14 protein-coding genes and 6 pseudogenes are annotated in these 19,748 nt (G+C 55.6%); 11 read left to right on the top strand and 9 right to left on the bottom strand.

Annotated features, from left to right (window positions below; translation table 11 throughout):
• Positions 1–123 precede the first annotated feature (123 nt).
• Positions 124–1,102 (bottom strand): annotated as a pseudogene (locus NL112_RS21270) (transposase).
• A gap of 313 nt (positions 1,103–1,415) precedes the next feature.
• Here NL112_RS21270 and NL112_RS21265 point away from each other — a divergent pair.
• From NL112_RS21265 to NL112_RS21255, 3 genes and pseudogenes are all read left to right on the top strand, one after another.
• The gene (locus NL112_RS21265; RefSeq protein WP_246989507.1) at positions 1,416–2,558 is read left to right on the top strand and encodes an acyl-CoA dehydrogenase; all 1,143 of its coding nucleotides are present in this window, start codon (positions 1,416–1,418) and stop codon (positions 2,556–2,558) included.
• Positions 2,559–3,134: 576 nt separating this feature from the next.
• Positions 3,135–3,769: pseudogene (locus NL112_RS21260) on the top strand (IS6 family transposase).
• Positions 3,770–3,980: 211 nt separating this feature from the next.
• Positions 3,981–4,730 carry an IclR family transcriptional regulator gene (locus tag NL112_RS21255; protein ID WP_246989506.1) on the top strand — a complete coding sequence of 250 codons (750 nt, stop codon included), beginning with the start codon at positions 3,981–3,983 and terminating at the stop codon, positions 4,728–4,730.
• Between the two features lie 416 nt (positions 4,731–5,146).
• Here the strand turns inward: NL112_RS21255 and NL112_RS21250 are convergent.
• The 3 pseudogenes from NL112_RS21250 to NL112_RS23005 form a co-directional block, all read right to left on the bottom strand.
• Positions 5,147–5,475, bottom strand: a pseudogene (locus NL112_RS21250) (transposase); the annotation flags it as partial.
• Between the two features lie 37 nt (positions 5,476–5,512).
• Positions 5,513–5,986: pseudogene (locus NL112_RS21245) on the bottom strand (IS1595 family transposase); the annotation flags it as partial.
• Positions 5,987–7,202: 1,216 nt separating this feature from the next.
• Positions 7,203–7,796 (bottom strand): annotated as a pseudogene (locus NL112_RS23005) (M48 family metalloprotease); the annotation flags it as partial.
• Positions 7,797–7,895: 99 nt separating this feature from the next.
• Between NL112_RS23005 and NL112_RS21235 the strand changes: the two are divergent.
• Both NL112_RS21235 and NL112_RS21230 read left to right on the top strand, forming a co-directional pair.
• Positions 7,896–8,030, top strand: a pseudogene (locus NL112_RS21235) (DUF7567 family protein); the annotation flags it as partial.
• Between the two features lie 66 nt (positions 8,031–8,096).
• Positions 8,097–8,384, top strand: a complete 288-nt coding sequence (locus NL112_RS21230) for an amphi-Trp domain-containing protein (RefSeq protein WP_049987556.1) — start codon at positions 8,097–8,099, stop codon at positions 8,382–8,384.
• A gap of 47 nt (positions 8,385–8,431) precedes the next feature.
• On the opposite strand, the gene NL112_RS21225 is transcribed toward NL112_RS21230, so the two are convergent.
• A complete protein-coding gene (locus NL112_RS21225) occupies positions 8,432–9,496 on the bottom strand; it encodes a CNNM domain-containing protein (RefSeq protein WP_049987555.1) in 1,065 nt (354 codons plus the stop codon).
• Between the two features lie 221 nt (positions 9,497–9,717).
• On the opposite strand from NL112_RS21225, the gene NL112_RS21220 reads away from it, so the two are divergent.
• Positions 9,718–11,046, top strand: a complete 1,329-nt coding sequence (locus NL112_RS21220; RefSeq protein WP_255152963.1) for a hemolysin family protein — start codon at positions 9,718–9,720, stop codon at positions 11,044–11,046.
• The gene (locus NL112_RS21215) at positions 11,039–11,647 is read left to right on the top strand and encodes a YqaA family protein (protein ID WP_254841518.1); all 609 of its coding nucleotides are present in this window, start codon (positions 11,039–11,041) and stop codon (positions 11,645–11,647) included. Before NL112_RS21220 ends, NL112_RS21215 begins: the two co-directional genes overlap by 8 nt.
• Before the next feature lie 238 nt (positions 11,648–11,885).
• On the opposite strand, the gene NL112_RS21210 is transcribed toward NL112_RS21215, so the two are convergent.
• The gene (locus NL112_RS21210; RefSeq protein WP_254841517.1) at positions 11,886–12,755 is read right to left on the bottom strand and encodes a universal stress protein; all 870 of its coding nucleotides are present in this window, start codon (positions 12,753–12,755) and stop codon (positions 11,886–11,888) included.
• A gap of 759 nt (positions 12,756–13,514) precedes the next feature.
• On the opposite strand from NL112_RS21210, the gene NL112_RS21205 reads away from it, so the two are divergent.
• The 4 genes from NL112_RS21205 to NL112_RS21190 all read left to right on the top strand — a co-directional run bounded on the left by NL112_RS21205 (position 13,515) and on the right by NL112_RS21190 (position 17,560).
• On the top strand, positions 13,515–15,098 hold the full coding sequence (locus tag NL112_RS21205) for a transposase (RefSeq protein ID WP_254841516.1): 1,584 nt from the start codon (positions 13,515–13,517) through the stop codon (positions 15,096–15,098).
• 475 nt (positions 15,099–15,573) lie between these two features.
• Complete coding sequence (locus NL112_RS21200; RefSeq protein ID WP_254841515.1) at positions 15,574–15,843, top strand: AbrB/MazE/SpoVT family DNA-binding domain-containing protein; 270 nt, start codon at positions 15,574–15,576, stop codon at positions 15,841–15,843.
• Positions 15,843–16,244, top strand: a complete 402-nt coding sequence (locus tag NL112_RS21195; RefSeq protein WP_254841514.1) for a PIN domain-containing protein — start codon at positions 15,843–15,845, stop codon at positions 16,242–16,244. Before NL112_RS21200 ends, NL112_RS21195 begins: the two co-directional genes overlap by 1 nt.
• A 26-nt stretch (positions 16,245–16,270) precedes the next feature.
• The gene (locus NL112_RS21190; RefSeq protein WP_254841513.1) at positions 16,271–17,560 is read left to right on the top strand and encodes a tyrosine-type recombinase/integrase; all 1,290 of its coding nucleotides are present in this window, start codon (positions 16,271–16,273) and stop codon (positions 17,558–17,560) included.
• 146 nt (positions 17,561–17,706) lie between these two features.
• On the opposite strand, the gene NL112_RS21185 is transcribed toward NL112_RS21190, so the two are convergent.
• The 3 genes from NL112_RS21185 to NL112_RS21175 form a co-directional block, all read right to left on the bottom strand.
• Positions 17,707–17,862, bottom strand: coding sequence for a DUF1931 domain-containing protein (locus NL112_RS21185; protein ID WP_254841556.1), 156 nt, complete (start codon positions 17,860–17,862; stop codon positions 17,707–17,709).
• Between the two features lie 516 nt (positions 17,863–18,378).
• The gene (locus NL112_RS21180; RefSeq protein WP_254841512.1) at positions 18,379–18,951 is read right to left on the bottom strand and encodes a DUF8160 family protein; all 573 of its coding nucleotides are present in this window, start codon (positions 18,949–18,951) and stop codon (positions 18,379–18,381) included.
• Positions 18,948–19,748: a ParA family protein gene (locus tag NL112_RS21175; protein ID WP_123538933.1), complete on the bottom strand. Its 801-nt coding sequence runs from the start codon at positions 19,746–19,748 to the stop codon at positions 18,948–18,950. Before NL112_RS21175 ends, NL112_RS21180 begins: the two co-directional genes overlap by 4 nt.

Raw genomic sequence — 19,748 nt, 5'->3', positions numbered from 1 at the left:
GGTCGGGGGGTGAATCTGTGGAATAACAATAGTACATTTGTTATTCTATGCCCATAGATGAGAAATCTCTAAGCTACTATTGTCGATATCATCAACAGCTACGAGCGTGCCATAGAATCCATCTCATAGCTTCTCACAGCCCGGTTCGTTTCCTCGCTCGGAGTTTGTGATCGCAACAACGAGTCCGAGGGACAGCGCAAGGAACACTTCTGTTCGTGCGTGGACGCGGCCTCGGGCTCGCGCGAGCCCGAGGCCGCAGTCCTTGACTACGTCGCTGGTTCGTTCGACCCCTATCCGGTTGTTATACGTCTCGTCCAAGATGGATTTTCAGCTGAACATCCTCGACTTGGTCTTCGACCCTGTACTCGATGGCTTTCGGGTCGTCAGGATTTCGCGGATTGTATGGAGCGATTGGCACGACCCCTGCGGCCAGCAGGTGGTCGTGCCAATCGAGGATGTCGTAGGCGCTGTCTCCAAGCATCCAGATCGGTGTATCGACGGCGAGCGCGTCACACGTGACGCGCATCGCCGTCTCTTGGTCTGCTTGTTTGGCCTGTGTGAACTCCGCCGCAATTGGGATCTTTGAACCGGTTGAGACGATCGTACAGCCGAAGCCGTAGTAGTACTCTTCAGTTGTTAGATCGTAGTTCCATGAGGCAGCGTCGTTGTACTGGACCGCCTCGATGTGCGCCGAATCGATGGAGTACGTCGAGTCGAGCAGGCTGCGGGCGGCGGCCTGCTCGACGAGCCTCTCAAAGATATCGTCGACGACGTGTTCAAGGTCAGTGAGAAACCGGTCAATCGTGTCTCTGGATGGTGGTTTGTCGAGTCTGCAGTAGTACCAGACGAGGCCGTGCTGGAGTTCTCGTGCAACCGGACGTGTGCCGTAGATGTCCTTGTAGTAGCAGTGCAGAAAGCCGCGAAAGAGGTCTGGTGGCTGGTGAACTCGTGTTCGCCCACGCTTCGAGGGGGCGAACACATCGTACTCCAGCAGAAACTCGAACTCAAGGTGCTCGAACAGCGGTACCGTCTCGGTAGCCGCGACATTCAAGAAGTCGTCTACCGAAGCTACGTCTTGCAGGGTTGCGCTTGTGTTGGACACACTTCGCGCCCCCTGCTACTTCGTACGTGACGCTTTCTATGACACGCTCTACAGCTCTCCAATCGTTCAACCGGATCGACCAGTCTGATTGCAGCCGAGGTCACCGAGAGCAAACAAGCCTCAGAAGAGGGCGATGCACGTGACACTCGACTCGCTTGCCGGTTTCTTACGCTGTCCTTTCGACTCGTCGTCGCAATCACCAACTATGAACGCGGAGAAAACTTGGCTGGGAGATGCTCAAAGCATTGATAGAGTTTATCACACGTTCGACGTTATATTAAGATATATCATGAAGCCCTCTGCATTTAGATTCATGCATCTCAGTCTCTCGCCGGAGCAGAAGCAAATCAAGGACATGGTCTCCGAGTTCGTGGACGAGGAGGTCGTCCCGCGGGCCTCGGAAATCGACCACGAGGACGAGTTCCCGAGGGACCTCGTCGACGAACTCGCCGACCTCGGGCTGATGGGGATGCCGTTCCCCGAGGAGTACGGCGGCGCCGGCCTCGACTACCACAGCTACCCGATGGCGCTCGAGGAGATCGCCCGGGGCTCGGGCGGCCTCGGCACCATCGTCGCCGCGCACATCTCGCTGGCCGGCAACATGGTGTACGCCTTCGGCGACGAAGCCCAGAAGGAGGAGTACCTCACCCCGCTCGCGGAGGGGGAGGACATCGGCGCGTTCGCTCTCTCCGAGCCGGGCGCCGGCTCCGACGTCCCCGCGATGGAGACGACCGCCGAGAAGGACGGCGACGGCTACCTCGTCAACGGCAACAAGCTCTGGATCTCGAACGGCTCGGTCGCGGACACCGTCACGCTGTTCGCGAAGACGGACCCCGACGCCGGCAACAAGGGCATCTCCTCGTTCGTCGTCCGCCCGGAGGAGGACGACGGCTTCATCGTTGAGGGGACGGAGGACAAGGTCGGCGACAAGGGCTGTCCGACCGCCGAACTCCGGTTCGACGACATGTGGATTCCCGAGGACCGGCTGCTCGGCGAGGAAGGCCGCGGGTTCGTCCACGCGCTCAAGACACTCAACGGCGGGCGCATCACCATCGCTGCCCGCTCGGTCGGCATCGCACAGGCCGCGCTCGACGCCGCCCTCGAGTACAGCCAGGACCGGGAGCAGTTCGACCAGCCCATCTCGAACTTCCAGTCCATCCAGCACAAACTCGCCGACATGGACACGAAGACCCGCGCCGCGCGCCTGCTGATGCACGACGCCGCCGACAAGAAGATTCGCGGGGAGAACTTCATCAAGGAGGCCGCACAGGCCAAACTCTACGCGAGCGAGGTGAGCCGCGAGGTCGCCAATGAGGGCATCCAGATCCACGGCGGCTACGGCTACACGAAGGACTTCCCCGTGGAGCGCTACTACCGCGACGCGAAGCTCAACGAGATTTACGAGGGCACCAGCGAGGTCCTCCGGAACACCATCGCAGAGCAACTTTTCCATTAATAAATGAAGCCGTGAGTTTCTGTTGGGACAAGATGGGGGCCATCCGTTCTATAGTAACCGTTAGAATTTTTTCTCGTAGATTGTCGTGCTGCGTTGAATAGTTGTTAAGTCACGGTTATAGAAGCTCAAACAACGGTTCGGTGTTCGAGATGGCGAACACCAGGATGATTCCCGGAGCTGGCCATTTGTGTTCGGTTAATCTTACTTCCGCGGTTCAGCTACTCAAGTCCAAATAGGCGATAGAACCGTGATTCAGCCGTATCCGAACGAAAGATGCCGCTTGCCGTCCGAAGCAGTACCAGTCATTCAGCAAACTAACGGGTATTTCTTCCGCTCAACAGATGTGTTCGCTCGGGCAAACGTCAGTTGCTCAGCTCGGTGGATACAGTACATTCGATCGATTTTACAGTGGCTCGGACGGATCAAGATTAAACCCCCGAAGTAGGATTAAGGCAGTAAGTGCCGATTTGCCAAGTCTCGAACTCTAACTGCAGGCGACCAAATAGCCGAAAGCAAGATTCTAGGCGGTGTTCGAATAAGGATGAAGAGTGAGGCGGAGCGAACTTCTAGTGGTCAATGCCAGAAATCGCCCGCCTCATCAGAGGTAGCGCCTGCTTCGAGTTAGATTTTCTGGAGCGAGAGGCGACACCCGAACCCGCGAAGAAGCTCGGTATCCGACTCCATCTGGCCTGACTATCACATTCTATTATAGTTCAATTCTTGACATATTGGGTGTCAAACGCTGTCGAACAACCGTTCACAACTGGGTGTAAAAGGCCAAACTACAGCCGCTCGATGGCGCGAACCCGGATCATGTCGCGGTTGACGAGACCGTGATCCAGCTGAACGACGAACGGTCCTGGCTGTACGCTGCTGTCGATTCCAACACGAACCGCTTGCTGAACGTCAAGCTTTCTCCGACTAGAAATCAAGCGATTATCGAGATATTTCTTATTGAACTCCGCGACAAATATCTCGTCGACGACGCGGTCGTTCTCGTCGATTCTGCACCGTGGCTGCAAGCAACACTGCACCGATACGGCCTCAATTACAGATACGAAAAACATGGTAATCGGAACAGCGTCGAACGTGTCTTTCAAGAACTAAAACGACGAACAAACCAGTTCTCAAACTGCTTCAGCCACTCCAAAGCAAGCAGCGTCGAAAATTGGCTTCAAGCGTTCGCTTTCGCATGGAACCAACTTATCTGAACACTACCGATTTCAGCTGCTGAGGTCAGGGTGGCATCCACCTTGGAAATATTACTGCCAGTGTTAACCGAACATCGATAGTGTGACCAGTATAAGTTCGTCTGCTGTTGCTAGTATATTTGATAATCATCCAGCGTTTGAACTCAAGTATCTAAACACTGCCTTGTCGACATCATCAACACTTAAATATTCACCACTGATAGAATTCCACATGACCTCCTCAAAATCGATAAAGTCGGTCCGAACCGCATTCGATATAATCCAACTACTCTCGGAGTTCAGCAATCTAACAGCTACGAAGCTTGCTGATGAGCTAGAGATGAACCGAAGCACTGTCCACGATTATTTACGGACCCTCACAGAGGAAGGTTATGTCATCAATTTGAATGGTGAATATTGTCTGAGTCACAAATTTTTGAACCTGGGAGGAAACCGACGGAAACGAAATGAGTTGTTTCGAACGGCTAGACCGGTACTTAGAGATCTCGCTACCTCAAAAGGTGCACCAGTAGTACTGACTATCGAAGAACGCGGATACGGTGTTGTCCTTTATACAGTAAGCGGAGAGAATATGCAGAACGCACTAATCCACGAAGGAACACATTTTCTTCTTCATTCAGCTGCACCTGGAAAAGCAATTCTCGCCCATTCCCCAGAAGAAAAAGTAGAGGACATAATTGAATCTCGGGGGCTTGCAGCGGTTACTGACCAGACTATTACTGATGAAAATGAGTTACAAAGCGAACTGAGAAACATAAGAAACCAAGAATACGCAATTGATCGCGAGGAGATTGGTATCGGATTACAAGGAATAGGAACAGCAATCACTGACTCAGAGAGTGGAGAAGTCGCGGGCGCAATATCAATGTATGTCCCTGCTAAGAAGTCACACCAGAAGGACATTATTGACTCTTTGTTAGAGGCCGCAAATGTTATTGAAGTCGAACTCTATTATCGTTAGTTCACATCGTTCCTGACGGCTAACTCGATTTTCCGGGGAAGAGAGGTTGGGTCCTCCCAGAAACTTGGACGACGGATGCGGAGATGGTTGTCTCACAGTAGTGAGAGCACAGTCGTCACATGTGAGAGTCAAAGCGGTCGCTCTCCAGAGAGCTACAACTGGATGTGGAGTGACTGACCCCCCGTTCAGTAGGCTATATATCGTAGGAACCCCAACACCATCGGTCAGAACTTCCCACTTCCGACGAAGCATCTCATCGAGGGCGTGGTCGATCCACCTCCAGAATACCTCAAAGCAGACGGATAGTGCTCGCCCGCCCCAGCGGGCAATCAGCCACAGATTCCGCAACAGGTAATTCACCAGTGTGAACACTAACCGAACGACTGGAGCGTCTCACCCAATCACTATAGTAGTCATTAGAAATAGCTACTCACTTTTGGAATAGAGAGTTGGTCGAGAGCTGTATCAATCGCTGTTGTCAGCTCGTCGAGTGACTTAAAGAGGCGGTTGCTAAGAGACGCTTGAAGCTGTCTCCAGCACTCTCCGACCGGGTTCAGTTCTAGCGAATAGCCGGTAACGTCACGAAGGCGGGGTCACGGGTGGTTAGGTCCGTGACGGCCGACGCCTAGAAGTACAGCGCTTCATCCAGCACCACGAGCAGGTCATCTTCGAACTCTTCACTTAATATAAGCATGATATGTTCGGCGTGGAAGGCGGTGACGTACTCTTTGAATTGGGAGAAAAAAAAAAAGGAACGCTCTTGTGAAGCACGTTGTTGATTTTCAGAGGGCAGCGTCGAGAGCATGTTTGAGTGCTTCGTCACCTGGTTTTCTGTAGAGTTCTTGCCGGAGCTGAAAGGCTCTGAGATACGGTGTTAGTTTGTCTTTTGACACTCCTCGGTGGGGCGAGAGCCACCGTCGCGTCAGCGACGCGTGGCTCTCGCAGGTATTGACGTGGATGTCGCCGTCAGCGTATTCTCCATCGCCGTGGACGACGTATTTGCGGGTGAAAGCGTCGTCTTCTTCGAGCGGATCGTAGGCCCGAAATCCGTCCGTATAGACGGTCAGCGACTCCTCGTCGTGGTCAGCAAGCAGGAGTCGAATCGTCGATTCGTCGGCGGATTTCGCTGGCACGACGTACCGGTCGCCAGAACCACGATCGGCCAGCGTAAACACCGGCGGTTTATCGCCGTCGTACGATCCTCGGCCACGCGTGGACAGGCCACGCGAGCGCGACTCCTGGTCGCGCTCGCGACCGCACCCACACGCCCGACAACACCGTGGCAGATCTGGCTTCACCTCGTTCATCCCGTTCTCACCGCTGTCGGATGGGAGGAGTGGCAGCGCGACCGAGACGTCCGGGAGTGGACGGTCACGTACACCAACGAGACATGCACTGTGACCGTCACCTGCCTCTCGCCCGCTCGCTGGCAGCAAGTAAGAGATGCACTCGGGGAATCGGCCCACCTCTGGAATCCGCAGGATGGTGAGATTGGCATCATCACCGACGGGTATCGGTGGGCGGTCGCGCGAACGGCAGCGGGGTCGGTGGAGCGACTGGCCGACATGGATCTGGCCGCGAGCTGGCATCGCCTCCGCCAGCGCGATGAAGCGATGGGCTACATGGCTGCTGTGACACATCACGTGTCACTACAACAAATCCGAGATCTCCTCTCTCCGAGTGGCTTAGGTCAGTGGCACCAGCGGAGTTGAGTGTATCTCCAAGCACCGGAACGACATCGCTGTTCGACACCCTCCTGCACAGGAACTAGCTCAGGTATCTTGAGCGCTTTCCACGAGGGAGTTCACGCAAGTATTCTTCCCATAGAACAAACATACTAAACACCTAATTTCCCAGCTGGTGTCAACCGACATTGCGAGTCTTCTACTACCCTACGGTGACAAACCGAATTATTACACGCACCCAGCGCTAGACGAGTTCTCCGGTCTCCATTGCCTGCGGATGACGACCCGGAATGACGGTCACATCGTGCGCTGGTAGGGTAAATCGATTGCCGATGATTATCTCGTCACTGACACTCGAAGCTTCGATGGTCGATTTATCGAGATTTGCGCTCGCAGCATGGGGCTCAACTCTGGACCTGAGGTAGTTGTCCCACAGTGGAGCACCAAGCCCAACAAGATAGTCGGAATTCAGTGCTGAGAGTTCTGCGTCGAACCAGTCGACATGTCCGGAGAGATTTGGCGAGGAATCGCCATCAAATCCAGTTGTCGCGAACTTGTAGAAGTTCGTCAGATATGCGTATTCTTCGCCACTAGTCTTCAGTTCGTCAGCAACGGTACTCGTACTGGTGGACGCATGTGGATTCGGAAGGTTCCCCTCAATGATGGCTTCTGCGAGTCGGTTGCGGAGTTTTGAGGCGTTCGCCTTCGACTCCTGTCTAAAGTATGAACTTCGGAGACATTCCTGCTCGCGTGCACGCATATCTGTTTCTGTGGCAAGCCGGTAGTTATCACTCTCAGCAATCCCCTCCGTTGCCAGTTGTGGATTGGTTAATGCCACCATCACAGATTTGTTGCCGACGACGATGGCGAGGAAGAAGTCTGCGAGGTCGTTGTCGCCCGTGAACAGGACAGCGAACTGCGCGACGATCGCCACGATCGAGGCGATGCCCTGTCCGAGTTGCATCGTGATGACGTCGCGGTTGTCGATGTGGGCGATTTCGTGGGCGATGACGCCCTCTAGTTCGTCGCGGTCGAGCAGCTGGATGAGTTCCCGAGAGATGACGACGGTACCGTTGCCGCGACGGCCAACCGCAAACGCGTTCGGTACGCCCATGCTGGCGATCTTCAGCGACGGTTTCTTCATATTCTTGTCGCGGCAGACCTGCTCGACGAACTGGTGAATCTGCGAGTACTGGGTCTCGGAGAGGTCCTCGGCACCGACGCTTCGTAAGGCAGCCCACTTCCCGATTTTGTACTGGATGCCGATGAGGAGGAGACTGCCGACGATGGCGATCGGGAGGATTCCCTGGCCGAACACCACCATCGCGACAGCAACAGCGACGAGATAGAACGCTGCGAGGATAGCACCGACGAATGCCATCCGGATCTTGAGCCCGAAATGTCTCATACGGGTTGGTTACGAAGTCAGTCTTATAAACCCGGTTACTACATAACGATTAGATCATCTATTGCTACGTCAGTGAAGTTCCTCGGCGCACCGGGTGCCTACGAGGTCGACTGGTGGAGTCCAGCACCCAGAGAGGACTGGGAGCCGGTCGAGTGTGGCGAGTTTGACGACTTCGAGGAGCTAGAAGACGTGTCACATCTGGCTTAGGGCGGCGGATTCCCTTTGCTAGATGAGAGGGCCACTTATCCGAGCAGGAAATGTAGAGCGTGGTGTATGCCCGAAGAAGTGCTGTTCAAATCCGAAAGCGCCCAGAGCCGGGACGAAATCGCGTCGTACCTCCGGAGCGTCGCCGAAAAGCTCGAACAGGGAGGTCCGATCACCCTGAAATCGGGGGCAGAGTCCGTCACGATGGATCCTCCAGCACGGCCGACATTCGAAGTGAAAGCCGAACGCGAAGGACCGACTGATGGCCCTGGAGAATTGAGCATCGAGTTCGAACTTGAATGGGACGAGAACAGTAAGGGCGGCGAGGGCAACTCTGGGAGTCTCGAGATCGAGTAGGTACGGCAAGGAGGTTCTAACGACCTTCACATCTCCGTTATATCAGTTCAGGTCGACACCTGCTGGTCGAGCGGGTCTTCGAGTTCGCCCATTACCGTTTCCAGAGCGTCGGTTGCGGTGAGGAGTCCCACGACGTCACCATCTTCGAGGACGAGCGCGAGTTCCTGGTCCTCGGCCTGGAACTGATCGAATGCATCGCTGACGTTCGTTTCCGCCGCGAGTGTCATTGGAGGGGCCGCGATCTCTTTGAAGGAGATGTCGCTGTCTACGAGATCCTCATAGTGGTCGATGATCGACGGTGCGTACACGATTCCGTGGAAGTCGGTCAGCTCCTCACCAACTAGTGGAAATCGGGTGTGTGGCGTGTTTCGGATGCAATCAAAGTTCTCGTCGACTGAGCGGGTGGTTGAGAGGGAGATAATGTCGTCTGCTGGAACCATAATCTCGCTGATCGAGAGTTCGTCGATGTCGAGTGCGCCAAGGACTTCGTCGCGGCGCTCCTCCGGAAGTTCGCCCTCTTCGAGAAGCGAGTGCAGGCGATTGCGGAGCTGGGCTCGTGATTCGAGGACCTCTTCTTCGGTTTCGAGCCACGCACCGGTCATCTCGACGCCGAACAGCTTGAGCGTGGCCTTGGCGATCCAGTCGCCGAATGTAATGAGCGGAGAGATAAGCCAATTGAACCAGTACAGAGGTGTGGCCCCGTACCGACACACCATCCGGGAGCGTTCAACGCCGAGATACGTCGGTGTCTGCTCGCCGTGGGTGAGATGCAGGAGATTGATGATCGCAAAGGCGATGATCGCACCTGCACCGATGGACGCCAGTGCGGTATTGGCAAAGTACGGTTCGAAGAGCGCGGCGAGAGCCGGCTCGGCTACGATCCCGACTGCGATACTGGAGGCCGTAATACCAACCTGGCACGTGGTCAGATAGATCTCCAGATTATTCGTCATCTCCCAGGCCCGTTCGAGAGTCGGATTTCCGTCGACGAATTCCGCTTCACTAAATTGACGCGCTCGTGTCAACGCGAACTCGATCGCTACGAAAAAGCCGTTGGTCAGTATGAGGAGAACGCCAGCAACTAGGCGGAGCGTCAGCTCAAGCGGGGTCATTACCCCACGCTACTGGATCAGGTGGTATATAAGCACAGGAATCTCAGCGAAATTCGGTGATTGAAACTAATGGCACCCTCTCACGTTTGATCCATCAGAAGGGCTATACCAGCTTGTTAAACAATGAGCAACGTAGGTATATGGTAGCGTCACTCGACACAGCCCACTTCGATATTGGATTCTATGCTCTCCAGGCCACTTCCAGAAATCTCTACTCCGAGATGTCGATCACGCTCATTGGAAGTGTGGTTCTCTTCGTGCTCCTCGTCCTCTCTGCGTTCTTTTCGTCCTCGGAAATTGCGTTGTTCTCGCTTGCCAAGCACCGCATTGATGCACTGGTCGAAAAAGGCAGCCCTGGTGCCATCACGGTTGCCGATCTGAAGTCGAACCCCCACCGACTACTTGTGACAATTCTCGTGGGCAACAATCTGGTCAACATCGCGATGTCCTCGATATCGACCGCCATCGTCGGCTTCTACTTCGACCCGGGGCCTGCGGTGCTCATCTCAACGTTCGGGATTACGGCAATCGTCCTGCTTTTTGGCGAAAGCGCCCCGAAATCCTACGCTGTCGAGAACACCGAATCGTGGGCGCTCCGGATCGCACGCCCGCTCAAACTCGCCGAGTACATCTTGTTCCCACTCGTCATCGTGTTCGATTACCTCACACGGCTCGTCAATCGCGTGACGGGCGGACGAGCGGCAATCGAGGACTCGTACGTGACTCGCGATGAGATCCAGGAGATGATTCGGACGGGCGAGCGCGAGGGCGTCATCGACGAAGATGAACGAGAGATGTTTCAGCGTATCTTCCGCTTCCGAAACACGATTGCCAAGGAGGTCATGACTCCACGGTTGGGCATCACTGGAATCGAGAAGACGGAGACGCTCCACGATGCGATCACCAAGTGTCTCGAAAGCGGGCACAGGCGACTCCCTGTCTACGCAGAAACGCTCGACAACATCGTCGGAACTGCAGACATACACGAACTGACCCGGGCACAGCAGCGTGGCACTCCCGGAGAGACGCTCGTTGGCGACCTCGAACTACTGGACCCGCCCCAGCATATGCCTGAGAGTAAGTCCGTCGACGAACTGCTCGAAGAGATGCAGACGTCGCGAACGCAGATGGCGGTGGTCATCGACGAGTTCGGGACGACGGAGGGACTCGTGACGGTCGAAGACCTCACGGAGGAGATTGTCGGTGAAATCCTCGAAGGCCGGGAACAAGCCCCGATTACGGAACTCGACGACACGACGGCGCTCGTGCGTGGAGACGTCGACATTGGCGAGGTCAACGAGACGCTCGAACTAGAACTGCCGGATGGGGAAGAGTTCGAGACGATCGCGGGACTCCTGTTTAATCGGGCGGGCAGGTTAGTCGAGCAGGGAGAAACGTTCGACTGTGATGAGGTTCGACTACGGGTCGAATCAGTTGACCAGACCCGCATAACGCAAGTTCGGATTCAAACGGGAGAGGTGGACACCCAATCGCGTGGCGGAACCGAATCCCGAGAAAAACTGTCCGTCGAGCGTTCGACCGGTGAGTAACCAGATGTATCCGTCACTCACCGTTGTGAACCGATTTTCCGCGAATCCGCGCCCACTCTACATCTCATTGAGTGAGGTTACAACCGTACTGCTGGAGTACGGCCACGCCGCCATTGATAGCGCGACGGGCTGGCCGGGATTGGGGATTATTTTCGTCTATTCGTTTTTGATTGCATTCGCGCTTCCCGGCCCAAGCGAGGTTGTGCTTGCGGCACCACTCGATCTCGGGCTACCCCTCTGGACTCGGTTGGGTGTCATCATGGGCGTAAGCGCGACGGGAAAGGCCGTTGGTAGTCTCGTTGCGTTTCACCTCGGTCAGGAGGTGAAACACGCGGGGCCCGTCGTTCGGTGGTTACGTCGCTCTCGGTTCGACATTCTCGAGTGGTCGGAACGGCGGACGATGACGCTCGCTCGGCAGTACGGATACGGTGGCTTAGCGCTCGCGCTGTGTGTACCCTTCTTCCCGGATACGCTGTCGATCTACGCGTTTTCGATCCTCGAAGAAGATTATGTGAAGTTCGCAATCGCGACGTTCATCGGTAGTCTTGGCCGACTTGTCGTCACGATAGGCTTCTTTGGCGGAGTTATCACCATCATCTAAGACGGGTATTTACGCGAATCGTCACGACTGGGAGACGTGAGCGACTGACGGCTACACCAGGAGGGAGAATATGGTTCATCGGTAGCCGACGGGGTGAGAACGAGCTGGAGCCTTCCATCGAGTGACCCCCAACGAACAGGGCATACTGTACAATTGCTCAGCTGTGGCTTTGGCGACGCAAAAAATCACGATCGCTGAGGCGACGCCCGGTGACGGCTATACAACTGAAGGCCGTGGTTTACGACTCCCTAGCGACCGTAATGACAGGTACCGGTGCAGACCGCGCTGTCTTCTCCGCGACGCTGCCGAGGAGGATTCGATCCGTCCCACGTCGCCCCGTGGTCCCCATCACGACGGCGTCAATGTCATTCGAGTCGATGCATTCGAGGATTTCCTCCGCAGGATCACCGTGTTCGATGTGCGTGACGGTGTTCCGGACACCATACGAGTCTGCTTCCGATCCCAGGTCATCGACAGCGTCGGTCGCGGCCTGTTCACCGTCCGATTCAGAGGCTGCTGAGCGGACGTCCAAGCCGAGTGAGGCGTCGTCCACGACCGACAGTGCGTGAACGGTCGCATCAACCGCCGCCGCGAGCGACAGACCGTGTTCAGCGGCATGTACCGCCCCAGTGCTTCCGTCCGTTGGAATGAGGATATTCTCATACGGAAACGCCAGTCGTTCGTCGGGTTGCATCCGTGCCGTCAGGACCGGGACCGAAGACAGACGGATGACTTTCTCGGTGACACTGCCGATGATGTAGCGAGAGAGACCCTCGCGACCGTGCGTTGGCATCACGACCAGGTCATAGTCGTATCGCTCTGCATACTCGGCAATCGTCGGTGCTGGGTTCCCCTGGATGACGTCCGTGTCGTAGTCGACACCTCGGGCTGTTAGTGCATCCGCCGCTTCCTCGACCGTGGTTTCGCCTTGCTGTGCGAGTGCGTCGACGGTTCGTCCCTCAACGACAGTCACGGAGTCGCGCGTCGTGTCTGCGACAAAGAGGACGTGAACCGTGGCGTCTACCCAGTCTGCGATGTCAGCGGCGTGCTCAAGGATGGCTGATGCACCGTCGCTCCCATCGTACGGGAAGAGAATGTCCTCGTACATAGTCCAGTACCGAGGGCTATGATGGGACATCGCTAATGGTTTTGCATCAACTGACCCCCCGAGACGTCATAGAGTCCATTAGCTGTATATCTCTTCAGGAGCAGAAGGAACTTCACAGAGAGCAGACTGTGGTATGTGAGGCTCTATTAGTCTAGAACGGAGAATATCAGTACCAATGGCTCAGAACGCGACATTCGAAGTGTTTCAGGACAACGCAAACGAGTGGCGGTGGCGCCTTCGAGGCGGCTATCGATGGCGGTATATCTTTGATCGCGATCCCAGTCGAATAGCCTACGCTTAGTCTCATTTTTCGACGTGGTGTGGTCCGCGATGAGTTCCAGGGAATCATCACGACGACGTGCTACTCCAACGACAGGGAATGGAGTCTGTAGGCCGTCTTCTGGTGGGACGAGCTACCCATATCCACGCGCTCGTCTATCGCCTCTGGGATTTCGATACAGTCAGGGTGGTTAACGCTCACATCTTGTTCTCACAGATCAGCGACTGTCATCACACGCATTGAGCAGTCGATCTCATCTCCCGAAGGGGCGTTGTTGCGGGGCAGTACTGAACTCCCACTCTTTTTGATCGTAAGTAGTTTCCATAATTTTCTGCTGAGGGGCAATACAGTTACCTGAAACGCTTAGCTCCAGACCAGCTGTTGACCATCATCAAGATCTCGATACGCTGATTTTGTCATCGCTATCGCAGTCTTGTATGAGTGGTTCTGAGACCCCCCGTACTAACTCGAGTCCTCGTATGCGCTACCTGTGTGAAGCGTACCAACTTGGGATTGCCATCCGCAATGAACTCGAAGGCACCGACCTCGTTACGGCGTTCGAGAACCTCGATCAGTCGATTGATGCTATCGAAGACGGGTATCCAGCGTGGCATCCTGCCCCACTCTCCTTACGCGCGATGGTGCTCTCGTTCATCTTCATGGAGATCACGGGCGACTCGTACGCAGCCTTCACCCGACGACTGAAGCAGCAACCGGAAGTAGTCAATCTTCTTGGGTTCAGCCGTGTGCCTGATGATTCGGCCTTCTCGCGGGCGTGGCGCAATCGATTCGACGATGCTGTCCAGGAATACGTGCAGACTGCGGCTCACTTCGTCGTCAAAGAGGTCCACGATTTCGACATCCCTGCACCCGAAGTGCGCCCCAAGGCAGAAATCGTCGACGAGCCTTCAGTAGAGGAGGACTCAGTAGAAGAAGAGTCGTTCTCCCAGGACGAGATTCTTCAGACGACGCGACTCGCCCGTGATCACGCTTTTGGCTACTTCGAGTCTGGCCGGGCCGCGAACGCATCTTACGAGGACACGCGGTTTTTCGAGTTACAGACCTTCATGGGGATGGTTGGATGTGGAACCGCCCAAGGCGCTGCCCGCTTCCAGTATCGACGAGGCGCAGACTACGGCCCGCATGGCGATACCCACCTCCGTGCAGTCAAACAGTTCGCTCCCGAGGAACTCGTGACCGGATTCAATGAGACGACTGATTGCTTGCTCTCGGTCATCGCCTCGGAAGCCTCGTTCCGCCGGCCAGTGACCGCTGCGATCGACATCACCACCATTCCGTACTACGGCGGTGTCGAGGAGATGCCGATGGTGAGCGGGACGAAAGATGATGGGAGTCGCGCGTTCAAGTTCGCCACACTCTCGATTGTCGGATGGAATATCCCACTCGTCCTGGCTGTCGAGCCGGTGCGAGAGAGTTCAGCGTGGGACGAGAACCCGCCGAACCAAATTCACCGGGTCGTCCGTCGGCTTGTCAAGCGGGCGAAAGAGCACGTTCCCATCGAGACGGTCCTGTGTGACCGGGAGTTCGATTCCATGCGCGTCTTCCAGACTCTCTCGAACCTTGATGTCAACTATCTCATTCCCAAGCGGATCACCAGCGCCGAACGCGAGGTGATAGAGCAGATGGACGAGGACGATCAGGAAGTCGCTGTTGAATCGGCGTCCGTCCATGTGGAGGCAGGGTCACACCCGATCCAGTTCCTGTACGTCCCGTCGACGAGTGGTAAGGGAACTACTGTCTTCGCAACGAACCTACGAGTAGGACCGGATGAAGCCGAAACGTTCTGTCGCCGGTACAGTCGTCGCTGGCAAATCGAGAACGAGTACAAGAGCATCAAGGGTGATTTCCTTGCGAAGACGTCCTCGAAGGACTATCGTGTACGGCTGTTCTATTTCGTGTTCGCGGTGTTGCTGTATAACATCTGGCGGCTGACGGACTTTCTCCTGAAAGCGGGCGTCGACGGAGAAATGAATTACGCGCCCGTACTGACGGCAGGTGAGTGTGTTGAGATCGTCGTTTCGGTGTTGATCCCACCCGACTAACCGGCTGAGTCCTCGTTGAGTCTGCTGCTTAGGAGTGGCGACACTATTCAGCAGCGCGTGAACCCATGCAATTTCTCACGTCTATCCGTTAGTTGCGCCCGTGAAGGTTCGATATCGACCCATAACCGTGAGAAGAATCACGAGTCGACGAAGATTTGAGCCAAATCTAGCCTATCCTCCGAAACTGTGGGAACCACAGGGCTGAATTTAGATATAGCGGTATATGGTTTATTCCCACAGAACATTATTCTGGTGGTTACTGTCCGGTTGTCGTTTTCTCACGCAGAAAACAGCACAGGACAACCTATAAGTAAATCGAACGAAACGCTCTATCCACCGAAACCACCTGACTTAGAATCGCTACCGCACGGAGCACGTCCGCTCCTACTGGCGGTTAACGCCGAGCGGGGATGAGCGAGATTCAAAACACGACTGGGAAAAGGTTCAAGGTAGTACATCGAATAGTAATACTATAATGAGTACAACCAACGAAGGCCGAATCGTGAACCTGAGTCAGAAAGGCCAGGCGACGATTCCCAAAGAACTTCGAGAGAAGCACGGAATCGAACCGGGCAGCAGGGTCCGCATCCGCGAAAACGAGCAGGGAGAGATCGTCGTTGAACCACTCCCCAGCCTCCAAGACTTCCGTGGAGCCGCAACCACGGCAGAGCGCGGGACGGCCATCCTTCGTGAGGAGCGGAAGGCCGACGAGGAGCGAAGTCAACGCCTCGAGAGAGACAACTAATGGATCACGTCGTATTCGACGCAGAACCGCTGATTGCCTATTACTGGGACGAGCCTGGGAGTGATGCCGTCGAAGCGATTATCGACCGCGTAGAAGACGGCCAGCTGAAGGGGTCAGTGAATACGGTGACGTGCACCGAAGTGCGATACGTATGCGGACGAGACGACCCGCAGACGGCGCAGGCATACGTAACTCGGATTCGAAACTGGTGTGATGTCGTTACCGCCGAAGACGTCTGGGAATCGGCCGCCGATTACAAACGCGACTACAACGTCGCACTCGGAGACGCCTTTACGCTAGCCACAGCAGCGATGAAAGAGGCGACAGCCTACACGGGTGCTGACGACGATTTCGACGACGTCGACGTGACTGTGAAGCGATTTCGCGAAGATGGTGTATGAGCGGCTCAAGTCCCTGACCCACACCAATGACCGAGGCGACCGACACCCCACGCTACAGCACGATGGATCTCGAGGACGCCGAGGCCTTCTACCACGACGAGATCACGCCGCAGATGCGCGCTGAGGCACTTGCTCCTGAGCACGAAGCCCCTACCTATTCGTGGCTCGAATCGCACTTTCCGGGGTTCATCAAACATCTCTCGCGGCGATTCGACCTCTCACCGGGTGACTTCTACGAGAAGATCGACGTTCCGGTTGAGTCCAAGCCGGAGGAGGGGCCGTTTGATTTCGTCGACGACGACGAGACGTGTGCAGCCCTCGAGGACTATCTCGTCGAGCTGCGCGATCGGCAGGGACGGGCGGAGTCGACGGTCGCCACACGCCGCTCTGCGCTCCGCCTGTACGTCCGGACGTACAAGGACGTCAATGGCACCGATGATCTGCTCGAACCACTTCACGACGACGCTGCGCGGGCCGACGAGATGGATCGTGTCGCGGATACGTTCGACGTCCTGCGTCGCCGCGAGGATACGCTGACAACGCACGCGTCGCGACGGAAGTATGTTCAAGAAGTTCGGCAGTTCTACACCCATCAGGTGACGTTCAAAGGCGCACGTCACAACCCGACCGACCAGCTGGAACGTCGCTTTGGGTGGGATTCGACGCCTGAGTGGGACAATCAGGCTCTTGAGGCTGATCAGATACGAACACTCTATCAGACAGCCACCGATCCGGTCGACCGCCTCATCGTGATTGGGGTCTGCGGGTGGGGGCTTCGACCGAGCGAGGTTGCGTCGCTACGCGTTGACCAGCTGGTTCTCGATCCACCAGAAGACGACACTGAGGCCGGACCGTACATCGAATTCGGGAGTGAGCGGAAAAACGGACCCGGGACGGTCGCACTCCTCACGGGTGTTGAAGATGCAACCGCACGGATCGACACCGTCGTTGAGGAGGCGGGCGACGACTGGATGGGCTCTGTGTTCCCGTCTTCATCTGCGGAGAGCGGGCACCTATCGACGTCGACGGTTCGACGTCGATTCAAGAACCTCGCAGAACGCGCTGGAGTGACTGTCGATGGGGAGGTTCCGACGCCGAAGATGGGGCGACGATACTGGTACACGGCGTACGGAGAGGCGGTACGCCGGGTGGCCGAGCGGTTTGCGGATGTCGCTGAGGAGCAGGGGTCGAAGTCGGCGGAAGTCGTCTTGGATAACTACCTCTCAGAAGCGGAGAAGCGCCGGCATCGCCGTGAGGAGATGCGAGAGGATCTTGAGGGCCTCTTCGCAGGGGCGGTGTTGGTCGATGACGAATAGAGATCGGAATAAGTACTCACACATTCTCCCAGCTTTTCTCTTCTCGCTTTTAGAACCGCTAAGACCGATACAACTGTCGATGTCGAGCTTGATCCACCCTGCAATCTCTTATTGGAAGAGGCTGCCGCACTCGTGGTGATGGATTTCTAAAGGTCCCTCGGTTGGACTGTCTTCCTGTTATCTTCTTCTGCACGTCGCGCAGCTTGCTCTATCAGTTCGGCTACTTCCTCATCGAGGGCCTCGTAGAAGTCAGCGGACACGTTGTGACCAGCCAGTTGCTCCTTCACGGCGGCTTTAACCACAAATCGCGGAGTTGCGCCGGACCCTGAGGAGATGGACTGCTTTTCCTCATATGGTCTGAGGTTCTCCTCCTCAATTTCTTGCTCGTCACCTTCTTCGGCGTCCACTTCTGCAGGAGTATGTGTTGGAGTACCAGATGTAGTGCCACCCGTTGGTTCTGGGTAGCCACCATCTCCAAGCAACGTCTCTCCATCGTAGATCTTGGCGACACCAAGGCCACCGAGTGCTATGAGGATCGCGCCTATATTGATCAAAACAGACGCGCTGATCAGGCCTTTATCTGGGAGAAGATCCATAATACCACCAAGAATCGAAAGAATGCCAAATACCTCTACTGCTATCATAAACAGCAGCAGACGGTTGGGATTGGCCATAATCGGATATGAGGTACTAACTCGTTAAATCCGTAAATATCTGTCTGATAGTCTATTTATTTGGCCGATATACGGACTCGCTGGTCTGAGGGATACCGGCTGAATCCCTTTTGTTGCTTTGCCAAAAAGCAGTGCCGGCGACAGTTAGTCGAGTTCTAGTTCTTCTTTCAGCTGAGGGCTCTGGAGTCCGGCCCGAAAGACGGCGTTGAAGAAGTCCTTGTTCTTCGAGAGATCCTCGCCATGTGCGGCGAAATACTCGGTATCGAGCTCCTTGTACTTCACACGCATCTCCTGATAGACGCTTTCGTAGAGATAGACGTTCACATTGTGAAGGTCGCGAACAACAAGACCCTTCGCGTCTGCGTCAAGGGCCATCTGCCGGACAGTCTCCCCCTCGGCTTGCATAGCAGTGTCGTCGATCTCATCTGCCGTGTCTGGTATATCTGAGGTATCTGCCGTATCTTCAGCATCTTCGACATCGGACGTGGCGGACGAGGATTCGTCGTCAGAGGTATCTTCTATATCTGAAGTATCTGACGTATCTGGGGCGTCTGCGTCTTCCGCAGTATTGGACGTAATGGATGCCGATTCTTCGTCGGCTGTATCTGAGGTATCTTCTGTGTCTTTCGTCTTTGTACCGCCGCCTCGAACTTCGTCCATACTCCAAACGTCGCTTTTCCGCTCCTCGAGTTCGTCGTCGCCGTCATTGCTGCTCATGCTTCCACCTCCGTAGTGTGACGTTCGAGCATTTTCGCGATCTCGGTGTAGGCTTCGCGTGCGTCCTCGGTCTTCGCGTCGTCCTCGTGAAGGAAGATAGAGACGCCGTTGTTCCAAGCACGCCGGATAGCGACGCGCTCAGGGACCTGGAAGACGTCGTATGGAGCGTCATTGAAGAACTCGATCATCTGCTTGGTATCGTTGTTCTGGACGCTCTCGACAGCGTTGATGACAATCCCAAGGATGTCGATGGTATCGATCTGGCCCGGGAAACTGTTTGAGAGATAGGCGATCTCTTCGTTCATCTTCTCGATCGCACGGATGGAACGTCGGGTTGGTTCAACGGGGATGAGGACTTGTTCGGCAGTGAGGAGGGCATTATCAAGGATTTGACTGAGATCAGGCGGGCAGTCAATGAGGATGAAGTCATAGTCGTGGTCAAGCTCGTCGACGGCAATTTTGAGTCGCATTTCGCTGTTTGCGACCTGAGTGACGAGCATATCTTTGAGCCCGTCCATTGCTTTATTGGACGGAATGACGTCGAATTCGTCGTGATGCTCGATAATTTCATTGATCTCCTCGGTGCGTGTTGGTTCGACCATCACTTGGTGGAGAGACGGGATCTTCTGATCGTAGAGGTCACGGAAGCCCGTGCCTTCGGTGAGGGTTCCCTGCGGGTCGGCATCGATGAGGAGGACATCGTGGCCTTGGTTCGCGAGCGCACCACCGAGGTTGATGGTGGTAGTGGTCTTTCCGACCCCACCTGCTTGATTTGAGATGGCGATTATCTGCGTCAT

The organism is Halorarius halobius, from assembly GCF_024298865.1.
Taxonomy (GTDB): Archaea; Halobacteriota; Halobacteria; order Halobacteriales; family Haloarculaceae; genus Halorarius; species Halorarius halobius.
Note: the sequence above shows the minus strand (reverse complement) of the source record. Positions and strands in the feature narration are given on the sequence as shown.